Origin of the sequence: Micromonospora citrea (assembly GCF_049629545.1) — a bacterium.
Lineage (GTDB): Bacteria > Actinomycetota > Actinomycetes > Mycobacteriales > Micromonosporaceae > Micromonospora > Micromonospora citrea_A.
The window spans coordinates 64,210-86,602 of the sequence record NZ_JBNADX010000010.1 but is presented as its reverse complement, the minus strand read 5'-3'; the positions used below and the strand labels follow the sequence as shown (position 1 = coordinate 86,602).

Genomic DNA, 22,393 nt, shown 5'->3' with positions numbered 1-22,393 from the left:
CGGCAAAGGTTCGACGGGCCGGGAACCCCGTTCCGCGTGCCCGGCTGCTGGGAGCCGCTCCGCACTCCGGTGCCGGGCCGCCTAACGTGATCACCATGCGAGTGGCCGTCTTCAGCACCAAGCCGTACGACCGGGACTTCCTCACCGCCGCGAACGCCGACGGGCGACACGAGCTGGCCCTGCTGGAGCCCCGCCTGTCGGCGGAGACGGCGCCCCTGGCGCGCGGCGCGGACGCGGTCTGCGCGTTCGTCAACGACGACCTGGGCGCGCCCGTGCTGGAGCAGCTCGCCGCGACCGGGGTGCGGGTGGTGGCGCTGCGCTCGGCCGGTTACAACCACGTCGACGTGGCCACCGCGGCGAAGCTCGGCCTCACCGTGGTCCGGGTGCCGGAGTACTCGCCGTACGCCGTCGCCGAGCACAGCGTGGGTCTGATGCTCGCCCTCAACCGCAAGATCCACCGCGCGCACAACCGGGTCCGCGAGCACAACTTCGCCCTGACCGGACTGCTCGGCTTCGACCTGCACGGCAAGACCGTCGGCGTGGTCGGCACCGGCAAGATCGGGGTCTCCGTGGCCCGGATCATGGCCGGCTTCGGCTGCCGGGTGCTGGCCAGCGACCCCTACCCCAACCCCGACGCGCTCGCCGCCGGGGTGGAGTACGTGCCGCTGGAGACGCTGCTGGCCCAGTCGCACGTGGTGACCCTGCACTGCCCGCTCACCCCGGACACCCACCATCTCATCGACTCCGAGCGGATCCGGCAGATGCGTCCCGGAGTGATGCTGATCAACACCAGCCGGGGTGCGCTGGTCGACACCCGGGCGGTCATCTCGGGGCTGAAGAACGGCCGGATCGGCCACCTCGGTCTGGACGTGTACGAGGAGGAGACCGACCTCTTCTTCGAGGACCTCTCCGACCAGATGCTGCGCGACGACGACTTCTCCCGACTCAGCACCTTCCCGAACGTACTGATCACCGGCCACCAGGCGTTCTTCACCGAGGAGGCGCTGCACAACATCGCCGCCACCACGATCGCCAACCTCACCGCCGTCGAGCGCGACGGCCCCGACGGGGTGACCGGCCCGGCCCGGGTCTGCTGACCCGTCGTACCTGCTCACGGCACGCCGGGTCACGGGACGGCGGGCGGCACCCGCGCGGCTCTACAGTGACCGCACCACTGAAGGATCGAGGAGCGTGCCGTGTCCGAGCCGCCACCGACGCCAGACTCCCCCGAGGGCGCCGCGCCCGCCGGGGGCGCCGGCAACCCACTGCCCGCCGACGGGACGCCGTACCTGCTGGTCATGCCGACCGCGGACGGCGCGCCACCGAGCGTGGTGTGGCCCGGCCAGGAGGGCCGGCCCGCCTGGGCCATCCCGGTCACCGTGCCACCCGGCACCCGCGGGTACGCGGTGTTCGTACCCCTGGTGCCGGCGACGGCGGCGGAGAGCCCCGCGGAGCCGGTGACCACCGGGGGGCCCGCCGCCGCACCGGCGGACGCCACCCCCGCGCCCTCGGCCCCGACCGGGCAGCCCCCCGGGCCGGCGGCGGAGCCCTCGACCGCTCCCCCGCCACCGGCCGGCGGTGCGACCACGAACCCGGTCCCCTCCCCCCGCACCGAGGCCCCGACCGGTCCGGCCGTCGCCGTCGCCGTCGCGGACCCGGCGCTGCCGGTGCCGTCCGGCGCGCGCCCCGGGCCGCTCGCCGCGCCGCCCGGGGCACGGCCGATGCCGCAGTACGGCGGCCCGCCGGTCTCCTGGGCACCCCGCCCCGGCCCGCCCCCGCCGTCCTTCCTGCAGACCCGGTGGCCCGGCCCGGAGCCGGCCACCGGATGGGCGGTGCCCGCCGCGGTCGGCGCCGCGGCGCTGGGCGTGGCGTCCTTCGTGCCGCTGAGCCGGGTCGGCATCGGCTGGTTCCTGGGCTGGCTCGTGCTGACCGTCGCGGTGGTCGTCGCGGTCCGGCGGAGCACCGCCGCCCTGCCCCGGACCGAACGGCTGGTGAGGGCCGGCTGGGCGGGGGCGGCGCTCGCGCTGCTCGCGGTGCTCACCTTCCGCAACGCCTGGTGGCTGGTGACCTTCTGCGTGCTCGGCGCGCTCGGCTGCGCGGCGCTGGCGATCGTCGGCGGCCGGCTCATCCGCTCGATCCTGTTCAGCCTGGTCGCCGCCCCGTTCGCGGCCCTGCGGGGCCTGCCCTGGGTACGCCGGCACGTCACCGCCGGGCCGGACACCGGGGCGGTCCGCCGGGTGGTCTGGTCGGTGGTCGCCACCGCGCTGGTGCTGCTGGTCTTCGGCGGCCTGCTCTCCTCCGCCGACGCGGCCTTCTCCGAGGTCCTCGGCGCGATCGTGCCGGAGATCAACGTCGGCAGCGTGTTCCGGTGGCTCTTCCTGGCCGCGGTGGGCGGCCTGATCGCCGTCGCCGCCGTCTACACCCTGGCCGCCCCGCCGGACCTCTCCACCGTCGACGAGCCGGGTGATCGGCGCTTCGGCCTCCTGGAGTGGGCCCCGGCGATCGCCGCGCTGACCGCGCTCTTCGGCGGCTTCGTGGCCGTGCAGTTCACCGTGCTCTTCGGCGGCCAGCGCCACGTCCTGCGCACCGCCGGCCTCAGCTACGCCGAGTACGCCCGCAGCGGCTTCTGGCAGCTCGTCGTGGTCACCCTGCTCACCCTGGCGGTGCTGGGCGGGGTCACCCGGTGGGCCCGGCGGGACAGGCCGGTGGAGCGCACCCTGCTGCGGGTGCTGCTCGGCCTGATCAGCGTGCTCAGCGTGGTGATCGTGATCTCGGCGCTGTCCCGCATGTACGCGTACCAGAAGGTCTACAGCTTCACCGGGGAGCGGATCTTCGTGATGGCGTTCGAGCTGCTGCTCGGGGCCGTCTTCCTGATGGTCCTCGCCGCCGGCGTGCGCTGGCGGGGGCGGTGGATCCCGGGGGTCACCGTCGCCCTGGCGGTGGCGATGCTGCTGAGCCTCGCCGTGCTCAACCCGGAGGACTACGCCGCCCGCCGCAACGTCGCCCGCTACGAGCAGACCGGCAAGATCGACGCCTGGTACCTGCGGGCGCTCTCCGCCGACGCCACCCCGGCGCTGGCCACGCTCCCCGACCGGGTCCGCCGGTGCACGTTGAGCTGGATCGACGACGACCTCGACCAGCCCGACCCCTGGTACGCCTGGAACCTGGGCCGGGCCCGGGCCCGGGCCGAACTCGACCGGCTCGGGCCGGGCGCGGCCGGCGGCCAGAAGGACTGCAAGGCCGCCGACCAGTTCGACCTGCCCAAGACGCGCGCTCCGCGCTGAGCCCGCCGCGCCGCCACGGTCATCCGGCCGTGGCGGCGCGCCCCGGCGGCCGCCGGGCCTCCGCCGTCACCGCGCCCGGGGCGGGGCGGCGCTGTCGCGGATGACGAGTTCGGTGGCGAGTTCGACGCGCGGGCTCTCGATCTTCTCGCCCTGGGCCAGGCGCAGCACCGTACGGGCGGCCAGCATGCCCATCTCGGCCAGGGGCTGGCGGATCGTGGTGAGCGGAGGCGAGCACCACCGGACCTCGGGCAGGTCGTCGAAGCCGACCACGCTGATGTCGTCGGGCACCCGCAGGCCACGCTTGCGGACCGCCTCGTAGACACCGAGTGCCATCTGGTCACTGGAGGCGAAGATGGCAGTCGGCGGATCGGGCAGCGCCAGCAGTTGGGCGCCGGCGGTGTAGCCGGCCTCGTGGTAGAAGTTGCCGGGGCGGATGAGAGCGTCGTCGATGGCGATGCCCGCGGCGTCGATGGCGGCGCGGTAGCCGTCCATCCGGGCCCGGCTGCACATCAGCTGCGGCGGGCCGGCGATGAAGCCGATGCGGCGGTGGCCGAGGCCGAGCAGGTACTGGTTGGCACGCAGGCTGCCCTCCCAGTTGGTCGCGCCTATGGTGGGCGCGTCCTGCGGGGCCACCCCGGCCGGGTCGACGATGACCACGGGGAGGCGGAGCCGGCGCAGTTCGGCCTGCAACGGTGGCTCCACCATCGACGTCACGAAGATGACGCCCTCGGTGGAGCGGGTACGCATGTTGTCGAGCCACTGCTTGGCCGACGAGGTACGCCGGTGGATGGCGGAGACGACGGTGCCGGCGCCGCTGCTGTGCGCGACGTCCTCCACCCCGCGGATGATCTCCACCGCCCACGGGCTGTCGAGGTCGTTGAAGACCAGGTCGATCAGGGCGGAGCTGGTGCGCCTGCTCGGTGGGCGGCGGCGGTAACCGTGCCGGGAGAGCAGGTCCTCGACGCGTTCCCGGGTCTGTGGGGCGACGTCGGAGCGGCCGTTGAGGACCCGGGAGACCGTGGGCACGGAGACGCCGGCCAAGCGCGCGATCATCGCGATGGTGACGTTCCGGCTGTTGTCGGAGTCCACGGTCCACCCTCTCGTCGTGGCGGGATCCTACGGTCGCAGAAGGCTACCGCAGGGCTGGTCGGTCACCCCTTGACGCTGCCGGCCAGACCACCGACGAGCTGGCGTTCGGCCACCGCGTAGAAGCCGAGGGCCGGCAGCATGGACAGCACGACGAAGGCGAGCACCCGGGCGGTGTCGTCGGCGTACTGGCCCTGGAACGCCTGCACCCCGACCGGGAGGGTCCACCAGCTCTGGTCGGTGAAGACCACCAGCGGGAGCATGAAGTTGTTCCAGCTGCTCACCAGGGCCAGTACGGAGACGGTGGCCAGGGCCGGCCGGGCCATCGGCAGCAGGATGCGCAGGAAGAATCCGAACGGGCTGCACCCGTCGAGGGTCGCGGCCTCCTCGACCTCGCCGGGGATGGTGCGGAAGAACTGGCGCAGGATGACGATGGTGATCGGCAGGCCGAAGGCGGCCTGGGGCAGGATCACCCCGAGCGGGTTGTCCAGCAGCCCCATGCCGCGCAGCAGGACGAACAGCGGCAGGATGGCGACCGCGAACGGGAACATCAGCCCGATCGCGAACAGGGTGAACAGCAGTTCCCGGCCCCGGAAGGCGAAGCGCGCGAAGACGAACGCCGCCATTGCCGCCGCGGCGACCATGATGAGCGTGCTGCTGACGGCGATGAGGACGCTGTTGCCGAGCTGTCGCCAGAACACCTCGGAGCCGAGGATGCCGGTGTAGTTGCCGGGCACCCAGGGGTCCGGCCAGCCGAGGGGGTTGGTGGAGAGCTGCCCGTTGTCCTTGAATCCGCCGAGCACCCCGAACCAGACCGGTACGACGATGAGCGCGCCGACGGCGATGCAGACGAGGTGCAGCAGGAGGCGGCGGGTCCGCAGGGCCGGGTTCGCCGTGCCGGTCATCGCTGGTCTCCTTGGTTGGTGAGCGCGCCCTCGGCGTCGCGGCGCATGACGACGCGCTGGTAGAAGAGGGCGAAGACGAGGCTCAGGACGAACATGACGATGCTGATCGCGCTGGCGTAGCCGACCTCGAAGCGACGGAAGCCGTACTGGTACATCGTCACGGCCATGGTCTCCGAGGCGTGGATCGGGCCGCCGCCGGTGAGCACCCAGACCATGTCGAACAGCTGGATGGTGCCGATCACCGACAGGAACACGCTGATCCGGATCGTCGGTCCGAGCAGGGGCAGGGTGACGTGGCGGAAGGCCTGCCAAGGGCTGGCGCCGTCGGTGAGCGCGGCCTCGGACAGCTCCTTGGGGATGCTCTGCCGGGCGGCCAGGAAGAGGATCATGTAGAGGCCGAAGTACTTCCAGGACACCACCAGGAAGACGGCGAACAGCACCGTGTCCGGGTCACCGAAGACCGCGCCGGCGTCGGCCCCCAGCCACCGCGAGATCGTGTCCCCCAGCCCCCGGTTGGGCGAGAACACCAGGGTGAACAGGACGGCCGTGGTGACCTCGGAGAGCACGTACGGGGCGAAGAAGATCAGCCGGTAGACGCTGCGGCCCTTCAGCGGCTGGTTGAGCAGCATGGCCAGGCCCAGCGCGACGGGCAGCTGGACCACCAGGGACAGCACGATCAGCACGAGCCCGCGCCACAGGTCGCCCCGGAAGGTCGGGTCGGCGAAGGCGCGCGTGTAGTTGTCCAGCCCGACGAAGTTCTCCGGCAGGCCGAAGCCGTTCCACTTGTACAGGCTGGCATAGCTGGCCACCACGATCGGGGCGACGACCAGCAGCAGGAACAGCACCAGGGACGGGGTCAGGAAGGCCGCGAGGGTGCCGCGGCGGCCCGGCCGGGGCCGGCGGCCGCGCTGGCGCGCGGTGGCCGGCCCCGGGCCCGGCGGGTCGGTCGCCGGGCCACCGCGCAACGCGCTCGACACGGCCGATGAACTGGTCATGCCTGCTCCACTCGGTACTCGCCGCCGGCTACGGATCGGTGCGGGGTCGCCACGGCTACTGGCTCTTCGCCACCTGGGTGACGTCCTTGACGACCTGCGCCGGCGACTTGTTGCCGGCGATCAGTTCGGCCACGCTGTCGTTGACCTGCTGGCCGACGGCGGGCGGGTACGCCTGGTCGAGGTAGAGCTGGAAGCCGGTGGCGTTGGCCAGGTTCTCCGCGACGATCTTGCTGTTCGGGTCGGAGATGGCCGGGGCGGCCTCCTTGACCGTCGGCAGCACCGCGCCGGTCTTGGCGGCCCTGCGCTGGCTGTCGGCGGTCAGCAGGGACTTGAGGAAGTCGACGGTCGCCGCGGGGGCGTCCTTGCCGACGGCGAAGCCGTTGCCGCCGCCGAACACCTCCGACGCGGAGCCCTTGCCCCCGTCGACGGCGGGGAAGGGGAAGAAGCCGAGCTTGTCGCCGAGACCCTTCTTGCTGGTGGAGCTGGACGCCTGCACCGACGGGGCCCACTGGCCCATGAGTTCCATGGCCGCGCCACCGTTGCCGATGGTGGCGGCCTGCCCGTCCGGGGAGCCGTACTCCGCGCCGAGGAAGCCCTTCTGGAACGGCTGCAGGTCGACCAGTTCCTTGAGCCGCTCGCCGGCGGCGACGAAGTCGGGGGTGTCGAAGTTCTTGTCCTTGGCGGCCTGTTGCAGGGCGCCGAGTCCGCCGATGCGCATCGCCAGGTAGGCCCAGTAGAAGTGGCCCGGCCACTTGTCCTTGCCGGCCAGCGCGATCGGCACGATCCCGGCGGCCTTGAGCTTGCGGACCACGTCGAGCACGCCGGCCCAACTGGTGGGCATCGCGGTGATGCCGGCCCGGGCGAAGAGGTCCTTGTTGTACCAGAAGCCGACCATGCCGACGTCGAACGGGACGCCGTAGATCCGCTCGTCGATGGTGAACGGCTGCATGGCGGCGGGCACCAGGCCGCCGATCCACGGCCGTACGTCGTCGGTGAGGTCCTTGACCAGGCCGGCGTCCACCTGCTGCCTGAGCACGCCGCCGCCCCAGGACTGGAAGAGGTCGGGCGGGTCGCCGGCCTGGGTGGCGGTGGTCAGCTTGGCCTTGAACGCCTCGTTCTCCAGCGGCTGGATCTTGACGGTCACGTTGCTGTGCGCGCTCTGGTACTCCTGCGCCATCGCCGCCCACACCGGCAGCATCGGCTCGGTGTTCTGGATGTGCCACCAGTTGATGGTCTGCGGGCCGTCCGGGTCGCCGGAATCGTCGTCGCTACAGGCGCTCAGCAGGTAGGCGCCGGCACCGGCGCCGACGAGGCCGAGCAGCGTTCTGCGGGAGAGGTGCGCTGTCATGATCCATCCCTTCGAGGACTCACGAGGTGCTCGGGTGCCGATCAGGTCGGCGGGATATCCAACGTCGAATTCGAAACTTTCGGAATCTCGCTCGGAATTACCGATCGATGGCCGGCACGCTACGAGCTGATTCCGCGCGGGTCAAGGGGTCTGTCCTATCGCGCTGAGAACAGCTAGCGTGTGCAGGACTTCCCAAACTTCCGGAAGATCTTCGAAAGTTTCCGAGAGCCGCACCAGAGGAGCACCCGTGTCGACCGAGACCGCTGACGTGGCGACCGCTGCCCGGTCGATCCGCAATCCCGTCCTCGCCGGGTTCCACCCGGACCCGTCGATCCTGCGGGTCGGCGACGACTACTACCTGGCCACCTCGACCTTCGAGTGGTACCCGGGGGTCCGCGTGCACCACTCGCGCGACCTCGTGCACTGGCGTCCGCTGGGCGGCGTCATCACCGAACGCCGCCTGCTCGACCTGCGCGGCTGCGGCGACTCCAACGGCGTGTGGGCGCCCGACCTGTCCTGGCACGACGGCGAGTTCCACCTCGTCTACAGCGATGTGGCCAGCTTCGCCAGCGGCTACTGGGACCCGCAGAACTACCTGGTCACCGCCCCCGACATCGACGGCCCCTGGTCCGACCCGGTGAAGCTGCACGGGCACGGCTTCGACGCCTCGCTGTTCCACGACGACGACGGCACCAGTTGGCTGCTGAGCATGAGCGCCGACTGGCGGCCCGGCCGCGACCGCTTCGGCGGCATCGAGATCCAGCAGTACGACCGGGCCGCGCGCCGTCTCGTCGGCCGACCCCGCCTGCTGTTCACCGGCACCCCGGTCGGGCTCACCGAGGGCCCGCACCTCTACCGCCACGACGGCTGGTACTGGCTGATCACCGCCGAGGGCGGCACCAGCTGGGAGCACCAGGTCACCGTGGCCCGCTCGCGCGAGCTGTTCGGGCCGTACGAGGTGGACCCGGACGGGCCGCTGCTGACCTCCGTGGGCCGGCCCGAGCTGCGGTTGCAGAAGGCCGGCCACGGCAGCCTGGTCCGCACCCCGCACGGCGAGTGGTACCTGGCCCACCTGGTCGGCCGCCCCTACACCCCGCTGGGCAACTGCGTGCTGGGACGGGAGACCGCGATCCAGCGGGTCGAGTGGCCGGCCGGCGGCTGGCCCCGGATCCCCGGAGGCGTGCCCGCGGACGAGGTCGTCGCGCCCGGCCTGCCCGCGCACCCGTGGCCGGCGGAGCCCGCCACCGACCACTTCGACGACCCTGAGCTGGGGCACTGCTGGTCGACGTTGCGCCGGCCGGCCACCCCGGACTGGATCGACCTGCGGTCGCGTCCGTCTCACCTGCGGGTGCACGGCGGACAGTCGCCGGTGGGCCGGCAGGCCCCCAGCCTGGTCGCGCGGCGCGTCGGCGCGACGCACTGTTCGCTGGAGACCGTGCTCGAGTTCGACCCGGTCGACCACCGCCAGCTGGCCGGGATCACCGCCTACTACAACACCCTCAACTGGCACCACCTCTACCTGACCCGGGCCGACGACGGCCGGACGGTGCTGGAGCTGCTCAGCTCGGACAGCGGCCGACGCACCGCGTACCCCGCGCTGACCGTCGACGCCGCCGGCGCCACCCGGGTCGGCCTGCGGGCGGTGTTCGACGGGCCCGTCGTCCGCTTCGCCTACGACCTCGGCGCCGGCTGGCGACAGCTCCCGGTCGAGTTGGACGCCACCATCCTCTCCGACGAGCACGCCGCGCTGATCATCGACGGGGAGCCGGCGGCGTGGGGCTTCACCGGCGCGTTCCTCGGCCTGTGGGTGCAGGACCTCGGCGGCGACGGCGGGCACGCCGACTTCGACCTCGCCACCTACCGGGAGCACTGACCGGACGCGCTCCTCCGCCCGGGCCGGCCGCCACGCTTGCCGGCCCGGGCGGGGGGCGTCCTCGGGCACCTCGCCGCAGGGTGCCGCTCGACGGGAGCCCCGGTCAGCGGACCTCGTCGAAGAACTTCCGCACGTCGGCGACGAACAGTTCGGGCTGCTCCAGCGCGAAGAAGTGTCCACCACGGTCGTACTCCGACCAGTGCACCACGTGGTGGTCGCGCTCGGCGAGACGGCGGACCGTGACGTCCCGGGCGGTGGCCACCAGGACCCCGGTGGGTACGCCACCCGCTGCCGCCTCCCGGCCGCCGACACCGGGTTCCGCGCCGTCTCCCCACGCCTCGTCGCCCCACGCGGTGGCGGTGATGTCCTCGTAGTAGACCTGGGCGGACGAGCCGCCGGCACCGGTCAGCCAGTAGAGCATGACGTTGGTCAGCAACCGGTCCCGGCCGACCACGTCCTCCGCGAGCCCGTCGTCGGGATGGTCGGTCAGCCGCTGGAACATCTCCACGATCCAGGCGAGCTGGGCGACCGGGGAGTCCTGCAGCCCGTACGCCAGCGTGTGTGGTGACTTCGCCTGAATCTGGAGGTAGCCGTCGTTGTAGCTCTCCATCGCCGCCAGGCGCCGTCGCTCGACCTCGGTGAGCCCGTCGAGTTCTCCCGCCGCGCCGGTCGGGAAGGTGAGCAGCGCGTTGACGTGGACCCCGACGACCCGGTCCGGGGCCTGCCGGCCGATCGCCGGGGCGACCCAGGACCCCGTGTCGCCGCCCTGCACGCCGTAGCGGTCGTAGCCGAGGCGGGCCATCAGCCGCACGAGCGCGCCGGCCATCCGCTCGCTGCCCCAACCGGGCCCGGACAGCGGCGTGGAGAACCCGAAGCCGGGCAGCGACGGGATCACCAGGTGGAACGCGCCGGCCGCCTCGGCGCCGTGGGCCTTCGGGTCGGTCAGCGGGCCGATGCTGTCGAGGAACTCCACGATCGAGCCCGGCCAGCCGTGCAACAGCAGCAACGGGGTCGCGTCCGGCTCGGACGAGCGGACGTGCAGGAAGTGGAGCCGCTGGCCGTCGACGTCGGTGACGTACTGCGGGATCTCGTTGAGCGCCGCCTCGTGCGTACGCCAGTCGTACCCGGTGCGCCAGTGGTCGGCGAGCCGGCGCAGGTAGGTCACCGGCACGCCGCGGTGCCAGCCGGCATCGGGCAGGTCGGGCCAGCGGGTGTCGGCCAGCCGAGCCGCCAGATCGTCCAACTGGGACCCGGGGACGTCGATACGGAAGGGATGGATGTCCGGTGGTGTCGTCACGGACCCGACCGTAGGAGCCGGTCAGGTCAGCTTCGGACCTAAGGGGCTGGCAGGCTCGCGGTCATGCTGAAGTCGTCGGCGCGCCTGCTCAGACTGCTGTCGCTGTTACAGACGTACCGTCACTGGTCCGGCGCCGAGCTGGCCGACCAGCTCGGCGTGACGATCCGGACGGTACGCCGGGACGTCGACCGCCTTCGGGAGCTGGGCTACCCCGTGCACGCGACCCAGGGCAGCGCCGGCTACCGGCTGGGAGCCGGCGCGGTGCTGCCTCCCCTGCTGCTCGACGACGACGAGGCGGTCGCGGTCGCGATCGGGCTGCGCACCGCCGCCGCCAGCGCGGTGACCGGCATCGACGAGACCGCCCTGCGTGCGCTGGCCAAGCTGGAACGGGTCCTGCCGTCCCGCCTGCGACACCGGGTCACGGCGGTGCAGAAGGCGACCGTCCGGGCCGCGCACCCCGGGCCTACCGTGGACCCGGACGTCCTCACCGCGATATCCGACGCCTGCCACCGCCGGGAACGGCTGCGGTTCGACTACACCGACCACCACGGCGACCGGTCGACCCGCCTGGTCGAGCCACACACCCTGGTCAGCTGGGGCCGGCACTGGTACCTGCTCGCCTGGGACCCGGACCGGGACGACTGGCGGTCGTTCCGGGTGGACCGACTGCGGCCGTGGACACCGACCGGGCCCCGGTTCTCCCGCCGGGAACCACCCGGCGGCGACGCCGCGGCGTACCTGGCGCGGCAGCTCTCCGTCGGGCCGTGGGCGGTGCGGGCCACGGTCACCGTGCCCGAGCCGGCGACCGTCGTGGCCGGGCGACTCTGGCCCGGCATGGGTGCCGTCGAGGCCGTCGACGCGAGGAGCTGCCTGGTGCACCTCGGCGCCGACACCCCCGCCGACCTGGCCTGGATGGTCACGGTGATCGGCGTCGACTTCACCGCCTCCGGGCCACCCGAGTTCGTCGACGCCGTTCGAGCCCTCGGTGCGCGCTGCGACCGTGCGGTCCGCGACCCGGCGGACAAGCAGCCGTGACGACGGCCCGCGTGGTCGCCGCCCGTCCGGGGCTGCCGGCCACGACCGGATCCGCGCCGGCGGGCCGTGCGTCGAAGAGGCCGATCCGGCTGCAACCCTGGGAGGTCGACCCCGCGTGACTATCTCCGAATCGGGGATCGGAGGCTCGAATGGGCGATCGCGACACAGCGTTCGCGGAGTATTTCGCCGCACGGTCGGCGGCGATGCGCGGCACCGCGTACCTGCTCTGCGGTGACTGGCACCGGGCGGAGGACCTGGTCCAGACCGCGTTCACCAAGCTCTACCTGGTCTGGAACCGGGTCGCCCGGCACGAGGTGCTCGACGCCTACGTACGCCAGATCCTGGTCCGTACCTTCCTGGACGAGCGGCGTCGCGGCTGGTGGCGACGGGAACGGGTGGGCGGGGAGGACGCCGAACGGCCCACCCCGGCCGACTCGCCGGAGAACCGGCTGGTGATGCTCCGGGCGTTGGCCGCCGTACCGCCGCGTCAGCGGGCCGTCCTGGTGCTCCGGTACTGGGAGGACCTGTCGGTCGACGAGGCGGCGGCGCTGCTCGGGTGCTCGGCCGGGACGGTCAAGAGCCAGGCGGCCCGCGGCCTGGACACGCTGCGCGGGCTCCTGACCCCCACCTACAGCGGGATCGAGAAGGGGGAACGATGAACGGGGAAGAGTTGCGCGAGACGCTGCGCATTGAGATGGCGGAGGTCGACGCACCGCCACCGCTGAGCGCGGCCACCGCGCTGGCCGTCGCCAGACGGGCCCGGGTCCGCCGCCACACCGCCTGGGCCTGCGCCGGAGCCGCCGCCGCGGTGCTGACGGTCGTCGGCGTCGTCGGGATCACGGCCGTCGACGCCACGGGTGGCCGGGGCTTCAGCGCGGCGGCCCCCGGGGCGGCGAGTCCCCGCCCGACGGACACCGCGCCACCGGCCCTCCCCACCCCGTCGGAGACCAAGTCCGGGCAGCCGTGGCCGACCGGACCGGACGGCCAGCCGCAGGAGGACCGGACCGCCTCCGCCGGCACCCGCCACGACCAGGGGGTACGGCTGCTCGACGCGATCGTGGCCGTCGTGCCGGCCGGTTACACCGCACCGGAGAACCTTCCGAACCAGCCTGCCGACCAGCTGCCGCGGCAACACCAGGCACAGTTCGAGGACGAGATCAACGGTGTGGACGTGTGGAGTTACCTCTCCTCGGTCACCCTGAAGCAGGGGGACCGGACGGGTCGCCTGGCCGTCGAGGTGCACACCGCGGGCAACGCGCTGCCCTCGGAACCGTGCGACCTGGCGCGGCAGTTCTGGGGGATGCAGGGCGAGTGCCAGGTGACCACCGTCGGCGGGCGACAGGTCGGCGTGGTGGTCCGGCCCACCGGGGACGACCGGTTCGACCAGTGGGCGGCGTACCGGCACCCGGACGGGGTGGTGGTCTACGTCGCACAGGCCGGGAAGCTGGGCGCCGGCCCGGAGCTGACGGCGCTGCCGTTCTCCGTGGCGCAGCTCGCGGCGCTGACCGGCGACGAACGGTTCCATCTGCGGTGAGGTCGGCTCCCGTGGGGTGCGGCGGTCGCCGCGCCCCACGGACGAGCCCGACCGGTTTCGGCCGTGGAACCTCCACCATGAGCTACCTTGTGCGGCCCCACCTGCTTCGCTCTGATGATCCAATGAGCGACCGCCCGGATCGCTCACCATCTCTGAACGGAGCATCCCCCGTTGCGTACCCTGCAACGCGTGCTCGCCATGACGGTCAGTGCCTGCACGGCACTGGTCGCCGCCGTGGCGATCGCGTCTCCCGCACAAGCCGATCCGACCTTCCCGCTGTACGGGCCCTACCCCGCCACGACCGCGATCGACGGCCGCAGCAGCATGGACCCGAACGACCGTACCGCGACCGATCTGTACCTCAGCGGTGAGCAGATCTACCTGCGCTGCCAGGACTCCGGCATGAGCGCCGGTGGCAGCACTGTCTGGGACTACACCCGTGAGGGCTACTGGATTCCCGACGCCTACGTGCGCACCGGCAGCAGCGGGTTCGTCGCGGGCGTTCCGCGCTGCCTGTCCATCGGCATCAACGGCACCCCGTCGGGCGGCGGCTCCAACTCCGGCCCCTATCCGGTGAAGTTCGCCATCGACGGCCGCGGCAGCGCCGATCCGAACGACCGCATCCGCGTCGACGCGTACCCCGACGGCAGCTCGCTCTGGGTGCGCTGCCAGGACTACGGGGTCGCTGTCGGTGGTTCGACGCTGTGGATCTACACGACGGACGGCTACTGGGTGCCCGACGCGTACGTCACCACCGGCACCAGCGGTCGCATCACCGGCGTTCCGCTGTGCTCGTCGATCGGCATCAGCGGCGGCGTGGCGACCAACCCGAACGGTGGCACCCAGTTCAAGATCCGCGCGACGTTGAACGGCTACTTCGAGAAGAGTCTCGGCGCGGGCAACGTCTGGGACAAGTACGGTGAGGGCAGCTACGTCACCGTCATGTGCCAGGCGTACGGCGAGGTCAACTACGGTGGCTCGGCGATCTGGGACATGACCAGCGACGGGCTGTGGATCCCCGACTTCTACGTCATCACCGGATCCAGCAGCCTCGTGATGCGCCAGTGCGACAGCGACCCGCCGTCCGGCGGCGGGAACCGGTTCCTCGCCAAGACCACCCTCAACGGCTACTACGGCAAGAGCCTGACCTCGGGCAGCGTCGTCGACAAGTACCCGGGCGGCAGTTACCTCACCATCACCTGCCAGGCGTACGGTGAGTTCAACTATGGCGGCTCGGCGGTGTGGGACAAGACCAGCGACGGGCTGTGGGTGCCCGACTTCTACGTCTCCACCGGCTCGGTCGACATCATCCTGCCGCGCTGCGACAGCGATCCCAAGCCCACCGGTGGACCGGGCAATCCGACCGTGCCCACGACCCCGAGCCCGGGCAGCGTCGCCTCGTCGAACATCCGCTCGGCGATCGTGAACGCCGCCTACGGTCAGCTCGGCACCGACGAGTGGGGCGACAACTGCAACCCCTACGGCTACCACGGCACCGTGAAGTGCGGCGATCCGTGGTGCTCGATGTTCGCCTCGTGGACCTGGCAGCAGGCCGGCATCGACGTGTACTTCCCGTACTCGGGCACCTTCGAGACCTGGGGCCGCAACCACGGCCTGCTGCGCTCGAAGTCCAACATCCGCCCCGGCGACGTGGTCCTCTACGGCAACGGCTACTACTCCAGCCAGCACGTCGGGGTCGTCGTCGACGTGCTGCCGGACGGCCGGATCACCACCATCGAGGGCAACTACGGCAACACCGTGAAGAAGGTCGGCCCGTTCGACCCCGGCAACCCCGGGGCTGTGCACACGTACGACAACATCTACGCCGTCGTCGCCCCGGTCGCCGACCCGTCCACCGACAAGAAGTGGGGCACCAAGGCCATTTCCGACGAGGACGCGGAGAACGACGGCGTCGACAGCGGTGAGGAGCTGTGCGCCGCCTCGGCGTACCCGGGTGTGTACTACGCCGGCTGTCTGGAGTACTCCGGCAGCAGCGTCAAGGCACACCTGTACGCGAAGCCGCTGAGCACCTCCGCGGTCGTCCGGGGCAAGCTGACGATGATCGACTCAGCGGGTGACCTGACGTTGAACACCTGCCAGGCGGCGTACTACGGCAACGACAGATCCTGCGACGGGCCGAGCTTCGTCTCGACAGCCGGGAGGACGACGGTGCTGCAGACCGGCATCGAGATCAACGGCGGCTGGAAGCACACGTTGCGCGTGGCCAGCATGAACGTCAACGGCGAGGAACAGCAGACCGGCACCTGGTGCGGCCCGACCGCGCTGCAGGCGATCCTGAAGTCGCTCGGCAAGACGCCGCTGGACACGCAGGCCGGGTATGCCGCCAAGCTCGGCACCGACTCACTCGGCACCAACCCGTGGGACGTGCGCGACGTGCTCAACGCCGAACTCGCCGGCAGGTCCGGGCTCACGAGCTACGTGTACCACGACTACGCGGCCGAGGGCGTCTCCAGCGACAAGTGGAAGCTGGTGATGAACAAGCTCGCCCGCTCGGTCGACCTGAGCCAGCCGGCCGCCATCGTCGTGCAGGCCAAGGACATCCCCTGGTGGAGCAACGACGACTACTTCACCATGCACTACCTGGTGGTGCAGGGCTACGCCGGCATCAAGAACAGCAACGGCACCTACGACATCGACAAGTTCATCGTGTGGGACCCCGCCCACGACGACCACCACCTGGTCAACGCCAGCCAGATGTACAGCATGACCAACATGGACGGCATCCCCGGCCAGGGCCACATGATCGTCGTGGCCGAGTAGCAGGCGGGTGAGGGCTCCCGCGGCGTGGCGGAGCCCTCACCCCGCCGGCCCGACGGCGCACGTTGTCGCCGCCGGCCCTGGTCACTCACGCACTGCAGTGGCTCATCCTGCCGGCGTCCAGCGTCGGTACCGAGTTGCCATTCCTGCCCAACGTGGCGGCCCAGGCCGCCTGGTACGACCCGTCCCGCGCGGCGGCCAGCAGGATCTGGTTGATCCTCTCGCAGCCGGCTCTGTCCTTCTTCCTCATCCCGATGCCGTAGGGCTCCTCGGAGAAGGTCTTGCCCACCAGCTTGAACTTGCCCGCGTACTGCGGCCGCATGGAGTAGCCGAGGAGAACAACGTCGTCGGTGCTCATCGCGTCGACCGCGCCTGACTCGAGGTCCGTAAGGCACCGGTAGTCGGAATCGTACTGCTGCAGGCGGACCTTCGGGTACTGCGACCGGATCCGCCTGGCCGACGTCGAGCCGGCGTTGGAGCAGACGACCTTGCCGTCGAGGTCCTCCGGCCCGCTGAGCGTCGAGTCGTTCTTGACCAGCAGATCCTGGCCGGCGACGTAGTACGGACCGGCGAACCTGACCTCTTTCTTGCGCGCTTCGTTGATCGTGTAGGCGGACACCACCAGGTCGACCGCGCCCTCCTTGATGGCCCGCTCGCGGTCCGGCAGGCTGGTATCCCTCCACTGGATGTCGGCCGGGTCGACGCCGAGTCCCTTGGCGACGATCTTCCCGATCTCGACGTCGAAGCCCACGTAGGTGTCGTCGGTCTTCAGGCTGAGGCCCGGCTGGTCGGGAATCACGCCGATGGCGAGCGTCTTCGCCTCCGTGGCCTTCTCGATGACGCCGGGGCCGCTGTCGTCCCCACCGCAGGCGCCGGTGGTGAGTGTGATCGCCGCGGCCACCACCGTCGCCGCCGCCCGCGTGACACGCATACCCCTCTCCTTCTTCGAGGACGGAGGGTCCCGGAGCCGGGCACCACACGTAACTGTGCCGCAATTACCCGGGTCTCGCCTACTTCGTCAGTAAATAGTCGCGCAACGGTAAGTTGGGCCCAACTGGGTCTCACACCCTCCGGTCGGCCGGCGGAAGGGAGGAACCGTGCGCCCCGAGCGGGTACGACAGCTGTGGCTGCTCGTCCTGACCGCCGTGCCGGCGGCGGCCGTGGCGGCCGTGCTGTACGCCGTCGACTTCACCTCGGCGTTCGGCCTGGCGCCCCAGGCAAGCGCGATCTCGCCGTACGGGGCGTTCTTCGACCTGCGCTGGGTGCTGGTGTACCACAACTCCTGGGCCATGTTCGCCGGCCTGTTGCTGGGCGTCATCGTGTTCCGCGGACTGTTCTCGGCCGTACTGGTCGCGCTCGCCTGGCCGGCCGAACGGCCGCGTCCGTCGCTTCGCCGGCTGGCCGGGCGCAACCTGGCCTTCGCGGCCGTCGTCGCTGTGATCCTCTCGCCGTGGACCGCGCTGGCCGTGGTCGCCTCGGACGTGTCGTTGGCCTACTTCCAGTTCCTCGAGTTGGTGCCGGTGATCATCCTGGCCCCGCTGCTCCAACGGGGCGGGATCGTGCCGTGCTGGTGGCGCGGCCTGCCGTCGGCCGCCATGGTCGGCTGGTCGCTGCTCAACTTCGTGACCCTCACCGCGGGCGCCGCGCTGGTCTGGTCCGTTCCGGACTGGTTGACGGTACCGGCAGCCGCCGTGGCCGGCATGGTCAACGGCCTGCTGTGGCGGCAGAAGGTGCGTGCCACAGTGCTCCAGCAACGGGTGCGGTGGGCCCGACTGCCCGTGACGCCACTGGTCGTCGCCCTGGTGGTGAGCAGCCTGCTGTTGGTCGAGTACGCCGAGGACCGGGGGGCCCGCGGCGCCGGCCAGTCGCTGCAACCCATCGACGCCCTGCCACAGTTCGGGGACATCGGCCATCCGGTGATCTTCCTCGGCGGCTACAACTCGGCCCACTACGGCGACCCGTCAGAATCCCAACCTCCCATCGTGCGCTTCTCGTACCGGGGCACCGACAACCACGGCAAGCCGGTGTTCTACGCACCGGTCGACACCCACCAGTCGCTGTCCACCAGCGCCCAACTGCTCGCCACCCAGGTGGATCAACTCCACGCACGCAGCGGTAAACCGGTTTCGCTGGTCGGGCAGAGCGAAGGCGCCCTCGTCGTCCGCTACTACCTGGACCGCTACCCGCACCCGGCGGTCGACACGGTGGTGCTGGACAGCCCGATCCTGCGGGCCGGGCGGATCTACTACCCGCCGCCGCAGGCCCGTTCGGGCTGGGGCATCGCCACGGGTTGGCAACTGCGCGGCATGTTCAAGCTGATGGAAGCCACCAGCGAGGCGCCGGACACGCCCGACTCGCCGTTCATCCGCTCCCTGCTGGACGACGCCCCGTTCTACCGCAACCGCCTGCTCTGCCCGGTGCCGGGCGTACGGATGATCGCGCTCCTGCCGATTGTCGACGCCATCACGGTGCCGGCGGAGCTCAACGCCCAGATCCCCGTGATCCAGATGGCCGGCTTCCACGGCCACCTGATCGACCGGCCGGCCGGACTGCGCCACCTGGCCGATCATCTCACCGGCAAGCGGCCGAGCAACCTGCTCCGGTGGGAGTACTCAGCCCTCCAGCGGGTCGCCGGAGCGTGGCAGGCACCGGCCCTGCCGTTGGCGCTCAACCCGGCATGGCACGGCCCCGACCAGCCCGACGCGGCACTACGGCGGGAACCCTGCCGGCCCTGAGCCGTACCGCCGCGCCGGGTGAAAATCGTCCCCTTCACCTAAGAGGGGTCCGCCTGGCCGGGCGTCACCCGGCAGGGTCGCGCGGGCACCGCGCCACAGGACCGTCCCCATCCCGTCGGAGATCAAGACCGGGCAGCCGTGGGTGGCGTACCGGCACCCGGACGGGGTGGTGGTCTACGTCGCACAGGCCAGGAAGCTGGGCACCGGACCGGCGCTGACGGCGCTGCCGTTCTCCGTGGCGCAGCTCGCGGCCCTCACCGGCGACGAACGGTTCCACCTGCGGTAGGACAGGACGCCGTGGGGCCGCCCGCATCGCGTGCTGCGATGCGGGCGGCCCGGCGATCGGGTCGGTCAGGGGTTGCTGTAGCCGAGGGCGTAGCTGCCCGAACCGCTGTAGGCGTGCACCCGCCAGCGGTAGTAGCCGGCCGTGCCGGAGTAGGAGACGGTCTCGTCCGCGGCGGACGAGGTGCCCTGCGCCACCGCGGTCCAGCCGCTGCCGTTCCACTTCTGCAGGTAGAGGTCGAAGTCGGTGCCGGTCGGGCCGTCGAGGCAGCCTCGGTGGGTGCCGGAGAGCGACGAGTAGTAGTAGCTGTTGTTGGGCTGGTAGGCGCTGCCACCGCTGGACAGCGACCCGCTCACGGAGAACTCGTAGCCGGTGCAGCCGGTCGGCGGATCGGTCGGGGGCGGGGTGCCGCCGCCGCTGGTCACCAGCGTCCGGCCGTACGCGGAGAGGATCTCGTTGACCGGCTGGAAGTAGGTGGTGCCGCCGGAGGTGCAGTTGCCGGAACCGCCGGAGGTGACGCCCTGCGCCTGCTGGCCGCTGAGCCAGGACCCGCCGGAGTCACCCGGCTCGGCGCAGGCGTTGGTGCGGGTCAGGCCGGAGACGGAACCCTGCGCGTAGTTGACCGTCTGGTTGTAGGCCTGCACCGTGCCGCAGCGCCAGCCGGTGGTCGAGCCGGAGCGGCAGATGGCCGCGCCGATCGCGGCCACCGTGGAGCCGGCCACGGTCACGTTGCCGCCGGCGTAGTTGTTGACCCAGGGCTGCGGGGTCCAGTTGGAGTTGACGGCGACCCACGCGTAGTCGTTGCCGGGGAACGAGGAGCCCTGGAAGCTGCCCTGGGCGACCTGGTTGAAGCCGGTGGTGCTGGTGCCGGTGGTACCGCAGTGGCCTGCGGTGACGAAGCCGCCGTTGACGGAGAAGCCGACCGAGCAGCGCCCGCCGCCCATGTAGTAGGCGTCACCGCCGCGTACGTCATAGAGCAGCCGGGGCTGCTCGGTGGTGGGGACCACCCGTACTGCGGCGGCGTCGACGCCGCTGGCCTTGACGAAGGCCCTGGCAGCGGCGGTGCCGCCGCGGGCCTGGACCACGACGGTGTTGGTCTTCACGTCGACGTACCAGCCGGGCACCGAGGCCGAGGGCGCCTTGGCCGCCGCGGCGTCCAGGCCCTCCTTGATCCGGTCGAGCTGGTCGTCGCTGCGGCTCACCACCCTGGGGGTGGCTCCGGCAGCGGACACCTCGGCGGCCTTGGCGCTGTCGGTGACGGCCACGACCAGCGACTTCGCGTCCGGTGCCAGCCAGGCCCCGGCGAAGCTGGCGCCGAGCCGCTTGCGCAGCGCCAGTTGGGTACGGCTGGCGGCGTCGTCGGAGGCGATCCGGGCGCGCGCCGCGGTGGCGGTCAGGCCCAGGTCACGCTGCATGGCGGCGAGCATCTCGGGTGAGGCGGCCTCGGCGGCCGGCGCAACCGGCGTCGGGCCGGATGTCGCGCCGGCGGGCCCGGCGGTGAATATGGCGACCAGCCCGGCCGGCAGCAGGATCGCTGCCGCCGCGCCGGCGAGGGCTCGGTTCATTCGGGAACTCCTTCGGGCGGTGGGCGGAGCTGCGGGTGACGCTGAACCATCCGCATCGGTGATTGGCCGAAGGTAGACGCCTGTCGATGAGAGCGGTAGATAGCGCTTCGCTCATATCGCCGCTCGCGGGTCGACCGCCACAGCGGGGCAGCGCAGACGGGCGGCCGCGTCACGGGGCGGGAGAGGTGGCTGCGGCGGAGAATGTCGAGATCGGCCCGGCGGCTCCGTCCCCGGGGCGGATGCGGCCGCCGTGGCCGACACACGAAGGAGACCCGCACATGGCGATCCAGCGGATGGACAACGTCCTCATCGTCGTCGACGACCTCGACGCCACCATCGAGTTCTTCGTCGAACTCGGCATGGAACTGGAGGGCAGGGCACCGATCGAGGGACGGTGGGTGGAGCAGGTCATCGGCATCGACGACGTCCGGCAGGAGGTCGCGATGCTGCGGACCCCGGACGGCCACGGCCGCATCGAGCTGGCCCGGTTCCACACCCCGAAGGCGATCAGCGCCGAGCCGAAGGACGCGCCCGCGAACACGCTGGGCATTCGTCGCGTCATGTTCGCCGTCGACGACATCGAGGACGTCGTCGCCCGCCTGCGCACCCACGGCGCCGAACTCGTCGGCGAGCTGGCGCGGTACGAGGACAGCTATCGGCTCTGCTACGTCCGTGGCCCCGAGGGCATCATCGTCGGACTGGCCGAACAGGTCGGCTGAAGGTTGCGGCACCCAGCGGCCGAGAGGATCCGGAAACGACTAACGCCCTGGCGGGGGATTCGATCCCTCACCAGGGCGTTGTGCACGGGTGGAGCCGAGGGGACTCGAACCCCTGACCCCCACACTGCCAGTGTGGTGCGCTACCAGCTGCGCCACGGCCCCTTGCTGTCGTCCCCGGTGTCCCGGGCACGGAGAGAACTATACACACGCCGGCCGCCATGGTCATATCGCGGGGGTCCCCCCGCGTCGGGCTCAGTTCAGGGCCACATCCGGCGGGAAGTGGGCCACCGCCGCCATCATCCCGCCCTGCCGCCGCAGCACCATCGGCCACAGGTCGTCGGGCCGGTCGACGAAGGCGTCGCCGGGCAGCGCGTCGAAGACGAACCAGGATCCGTCCTCGATCTCCTGCTCCAACTGGCCGGAGCCCCAGCCGGAGTAACCGGCGAAGACCCGGATGCCGCCGATGCTGTCCCGCATCTTCTCCGGGTCGGCCGACAGGTCGACGGTGCCCACCGCGCCGGAGATCTGCTGGAACCCCTTGAGCCGCCGCATCGGGTGCCGCATCCGGGCCAGGCAGATCGCCGAGTCCGGCTGCACCGGGCCGCCCTCGAAGAGCACCGCGGGGTGGCGGGCCAGGTCGCTCCAGTCGCCCAGGACGTCCGCCACCGGCACCTCGGTGGCCCGGTTGAGCACCACGCCGAGCGCCCCGCCCGGCTCGTGGGCCACCAGCAGCACCACCGTACGGTCGAAGTTCGGGTCCTTGAGGGCCGGAGTCGCGACCAGCAGCCGCCCGGTCATCGACTCCGTGGCTCGACCGCCGATCGCGCGTCCCTCCTCCTGCATCTCGGACATGGTCAGCCGCGCGCCGGGTCGTGTGACGGGGCGCCGCCGTCCGTCCGTGCTGTCACCGCCATGCCTGGCACCATAGCCTGCGTCCGGGGCGCTGGCTAAGGTCT

18 protein-coding genes and 1 tRNA gene are annotated in these 22,393 nt (G+C 71.5%); 10 read left to right on the top strand and 9 right to left on the bottom strand.

Annotated elements, in window-relative coordinates:
• Positions 1 to 95 precede the first annotated feature (95 nt).
• Together ACPFP2_RS13475 and ACPFP2_RS13470 are read left to right on the top strand one after the other, a co-directional pair.
• Positions 96 to 1,097, top strand: coding sequence for a 2-hydroxyacid dehydrogenase (locus ACPFP2_RS13475; protein ID WP_424089447.1), 1,002 nt, complete (start codon positions 96 to 98; stop codon positions 1,095 to 1,097).
• Positions 1,098 to 1,196: 99 nt separating this feature from the next.
• Positions 1,197 to 3,284 carry a DUF4153 domain-containing protein gene (locus ACPFP2_RS13470; RefSeq protein WP_424089445.1) on the top strand — a complete coding sequence of 696 codons (2,088 nt, stop codon included), beginning with the start codon at positions 1,197 to 1,199 and terminating at the stop codon, positions 3,282 to 3,284.
• 66 nt (positions 3,285 to 3,350) lie between these two features.
• Here ACPFP2_RS13470 and ACPFP2_RS13465 read toward each other — a convergent pair whose 3' ends face one another.
• The 4 genes from ACPFP2_RS13465 to ACPFP2_RS13450 form a co-directional block, all read right to left on the bottom strand.
• Positions 3,351 to 4,337: a LacI family DNA-binding transcriptional regulator gene (locus ACPFP2_RS13465; RefSeq protein ID WP_424089597.1), complete on the bottom strand. Its 987-nt coding sequence runs from the start codon at positions 4,335 to 4,337 to the stop codon at positions 3,351 to 3,353.
• 98 nt (positions 4,338 to 4,435) lie between these two features.
• Entirely contained in the window at positions 4,436 to 5,275 is an 840-nt protein-coding gene (locus ACPFP2_RS13460; protein WP_424089444.1) for a carbohydrate ABC transporter permease, read from the bottom strand.
• Positions 5,272 to 6,270, bottom strand: coding sequence for a carbohydrate ABC transporter permease (locus ACPFP2_RS13455; RefSeq protein ID WP_424089442.1), 999 nt, complete (start codon positions 6,268 to 6,270; stop codon positions 5,272 to 5,274). The genes ACPFP2_RS13460 and ACPFP2_RS13455 overlap by 4 nt, the downstream gene beginning before the upstream one ends.
• 55 nt (positions 6,271 to 6,325) lie before the next feature.
• On the bottom strand, positions 6,326 to 7,618 hold the full coding sequence (locus ACPFP2_RS13450) for an extracellular solute-binding protein (RefSeq protein ID WP_424089440.1): 1,293 nt from the start codon (positions 7,616 to 7,618) through the stop codon (positions 6,326 to 6,328).
• Positions 7,619 to 7,865: 247 nt separating this feature from the next.
• On the opposite strand from ACPFP2_RS13450, the gene ACPFP2_RS13445 reads away from it, so the two are divergent.
• Positions 7,866 to 9,491 (top strand): glycoside hydrolase family 43 protein, encoded by a 1,626-nt coding sequence (locus ACPFP2_RS13445; protein ID WP_424089438.1) that lies wholly within the window; start codon positions 7,866 to 7,868, stop codon positions 9,489 to 9,491.
• Between the two features lie 103 nt (positions 9,492 to 9,594).
• On the opposite strand, the gene ACPFP2_RS13440 is transcribed toward ACPFP2_RS13445, so the two are convergent.
• A complete protein-coding gene (locus ACPFP2_RS13440; RefSeq protein ID WP_424089596.1) occupies positions 9,595 to 10,770 on the bottom strand; it encodes an epoxide hydrolase family protein in 1,176 nt (391 codons plus the stop codon).
• An 81-nt stretch (positions 10,771 to 10,851) separates the two neighbouring features.
• Between ACPFP2_RS13440 and ACPFP2_RS13435 the strand changes: the two genes are divergently transcribed.
• The 4 genes from ACPFP2_RS13435 to ACPFP2_RS13420 all read left to right on the top strand — a co-directional run bounded on the left by ACPFP2_RS13435 (position 10,852) and on the right by ACPFP2_RS13420 (position 16,138).
• A complete protein-coding gene (locus ACPFP2_RS13435) occupies positions 10,852 to 11,823 on the top strand; it encodes a helix-turn-helix transcriptional regulator (RefSeq protein ID WP_424089436.1) in 972 nt (323 codons plus the stop codon).
• Between the two features lie 149 nt (positions 11,824 to 11,972).
• Complete coding sequence (locus ACPFP2_RS13430) at positions 11,973 to 12,482, top strand: SigE family RNA polymerase sigma factor (RefSeq protein ID WP_424089434.1); 510 nt, start codon at positions 11,973 to 11,975, stop codon at positions 12,480 to 12,482.
• Positions 12,479 to 13,357, top strand: a complete 879-nt coding sequence (locus ACPFP2_RS13425; protein ID WP_424089432.1) for a hypothetical protein — start codon at positions 12,479 to 12,481, stop codon at positions 13,355 to 13,357. Before ACPFP2_RS13430 ends, ACPFP2_RS13425 begins: the two co-directional genes overlap by 4 nt.
• Positions 13,358 to 13,555: 198 nt before the next feature.
• A complete protein-coding gene (locus tag ACPFP2_RS13420; protein ID WP_424089595.1) occupies positions 13,556 to 16,138 on the top strand; it encodes a CHAP domain-containing protein in 2,583 nt (860 codons plus the stop codon).
• Positions 16,139 to 16,223: 85 nt separating this feature from the next.
• Here the strand turns inward: ACPFP2_RS13420 and ACPFP2_RS13415 are convergent, their stop codons facing one another.
• The gene (locus tag ACPFP2_RS13415; RefSeq protein WP_424089431.1) at positions 16,224 to 17,066 is read right to left on the bottom strand and encodes a glutamate ABC transporter substrate-binding protein; all 843 of its coding nucleotides are present in this window, start codon (positions 17,064 to 17,066) and stop codon (positions 16,224 to 16,226) included.
• A 166-nt stretch (positions 17,067 to 17,232) separates the two neighbouring features.
• On the opposite strand from ACPFP2_RS13415, the gene ACPFP2_RS13410 reads away from it, so the two are divergent.
• Positions 17,233 to 18,870 carry a hypothetical protein gene (locus tag ACPFP2_RS13410; RefSeq protein ID WP_424089429.1) on the top strand — a complete coding sequence of 546 codons (1,638 nt, stop codon included), beginning with the start codon at positions 17,233 to 17,235 and terminating at the stop codon, positions 18,868 to 18,870.
• A gap of 142 nt (positions 18,871 to 19,012) precedes the next feature.
• Positions 19,013 to 19,156, top strand: coding sequence for a hypothetical protein (locus ACPFP2_RS13405; RefSeq protein ID WP_424089427.1), 144 nt, complete (start codon positions 19,013 to 19,015; stop codon positions 19,154 to 19,156).
• Positions 19,157 to 19,221: 65 nt separating this feature from the next.
• On the opposite strand, the gene ACPFP2_RS13400 is transcribed toward ACPFP2_RS13405, so the two are convergent.
• Positions 19,222 to 20,718, bottom strand: coding sequence for a S1 family peptidase (locus ACPFP2_RS13400; protein ID WP_424089425.1), 1,497 nt, complete (start codon positions 20,716 to 20,718; stop codon positions 19,222 to 19,224).
• A 278-nt stretch (positions 20,719 to 20,996) separates the two neighbouring features.
• Here ACPFP2_RS13400 and ACPFP2_RS13395 point away from each other — a divergent pair, with 278 nt between their 5' ends.
• A complete protein-coding gene (locus tag ACPFP2_RS13395) occupies positions 20,997 to 21,437 on the top strand; it encodes a VOC family protein (RefSeq protein WP_424089423.1) in 441 nt (146 codons plus the stop codon).
• A gap of 89 nt (positions 21,438 to 21,526) precedes the next feature.
• Here the strand turns inward: ACPFP2_RS13395 and ACPFP2_RS13390 are convergent.
• Both ACPFP2_RS13390 and ACPFP2_RS13385 read right to left on the bottom strand, forming a co-directional pair.
• A tRNA-Ala gene (locus ACPFP2_RS13390) sits at positions 21,527 to 21,599 on the bottom strand.
• Between the two features lie 90 nt (positions 21,600 to 21,689).
• Complete coding sequence (locus tag ACPFP2_RS13385) at positions 21,690 to 22,280, bottom strand: YqgE/AlgH family protein (protein WP_088979561.1); 591 nt, start codon at positions 22,278 to 22,280, stop codon at positions 21,690 to 21,692.
• Positions 22,281 to 22,393 lie beyond the last annotated feature (113 nt).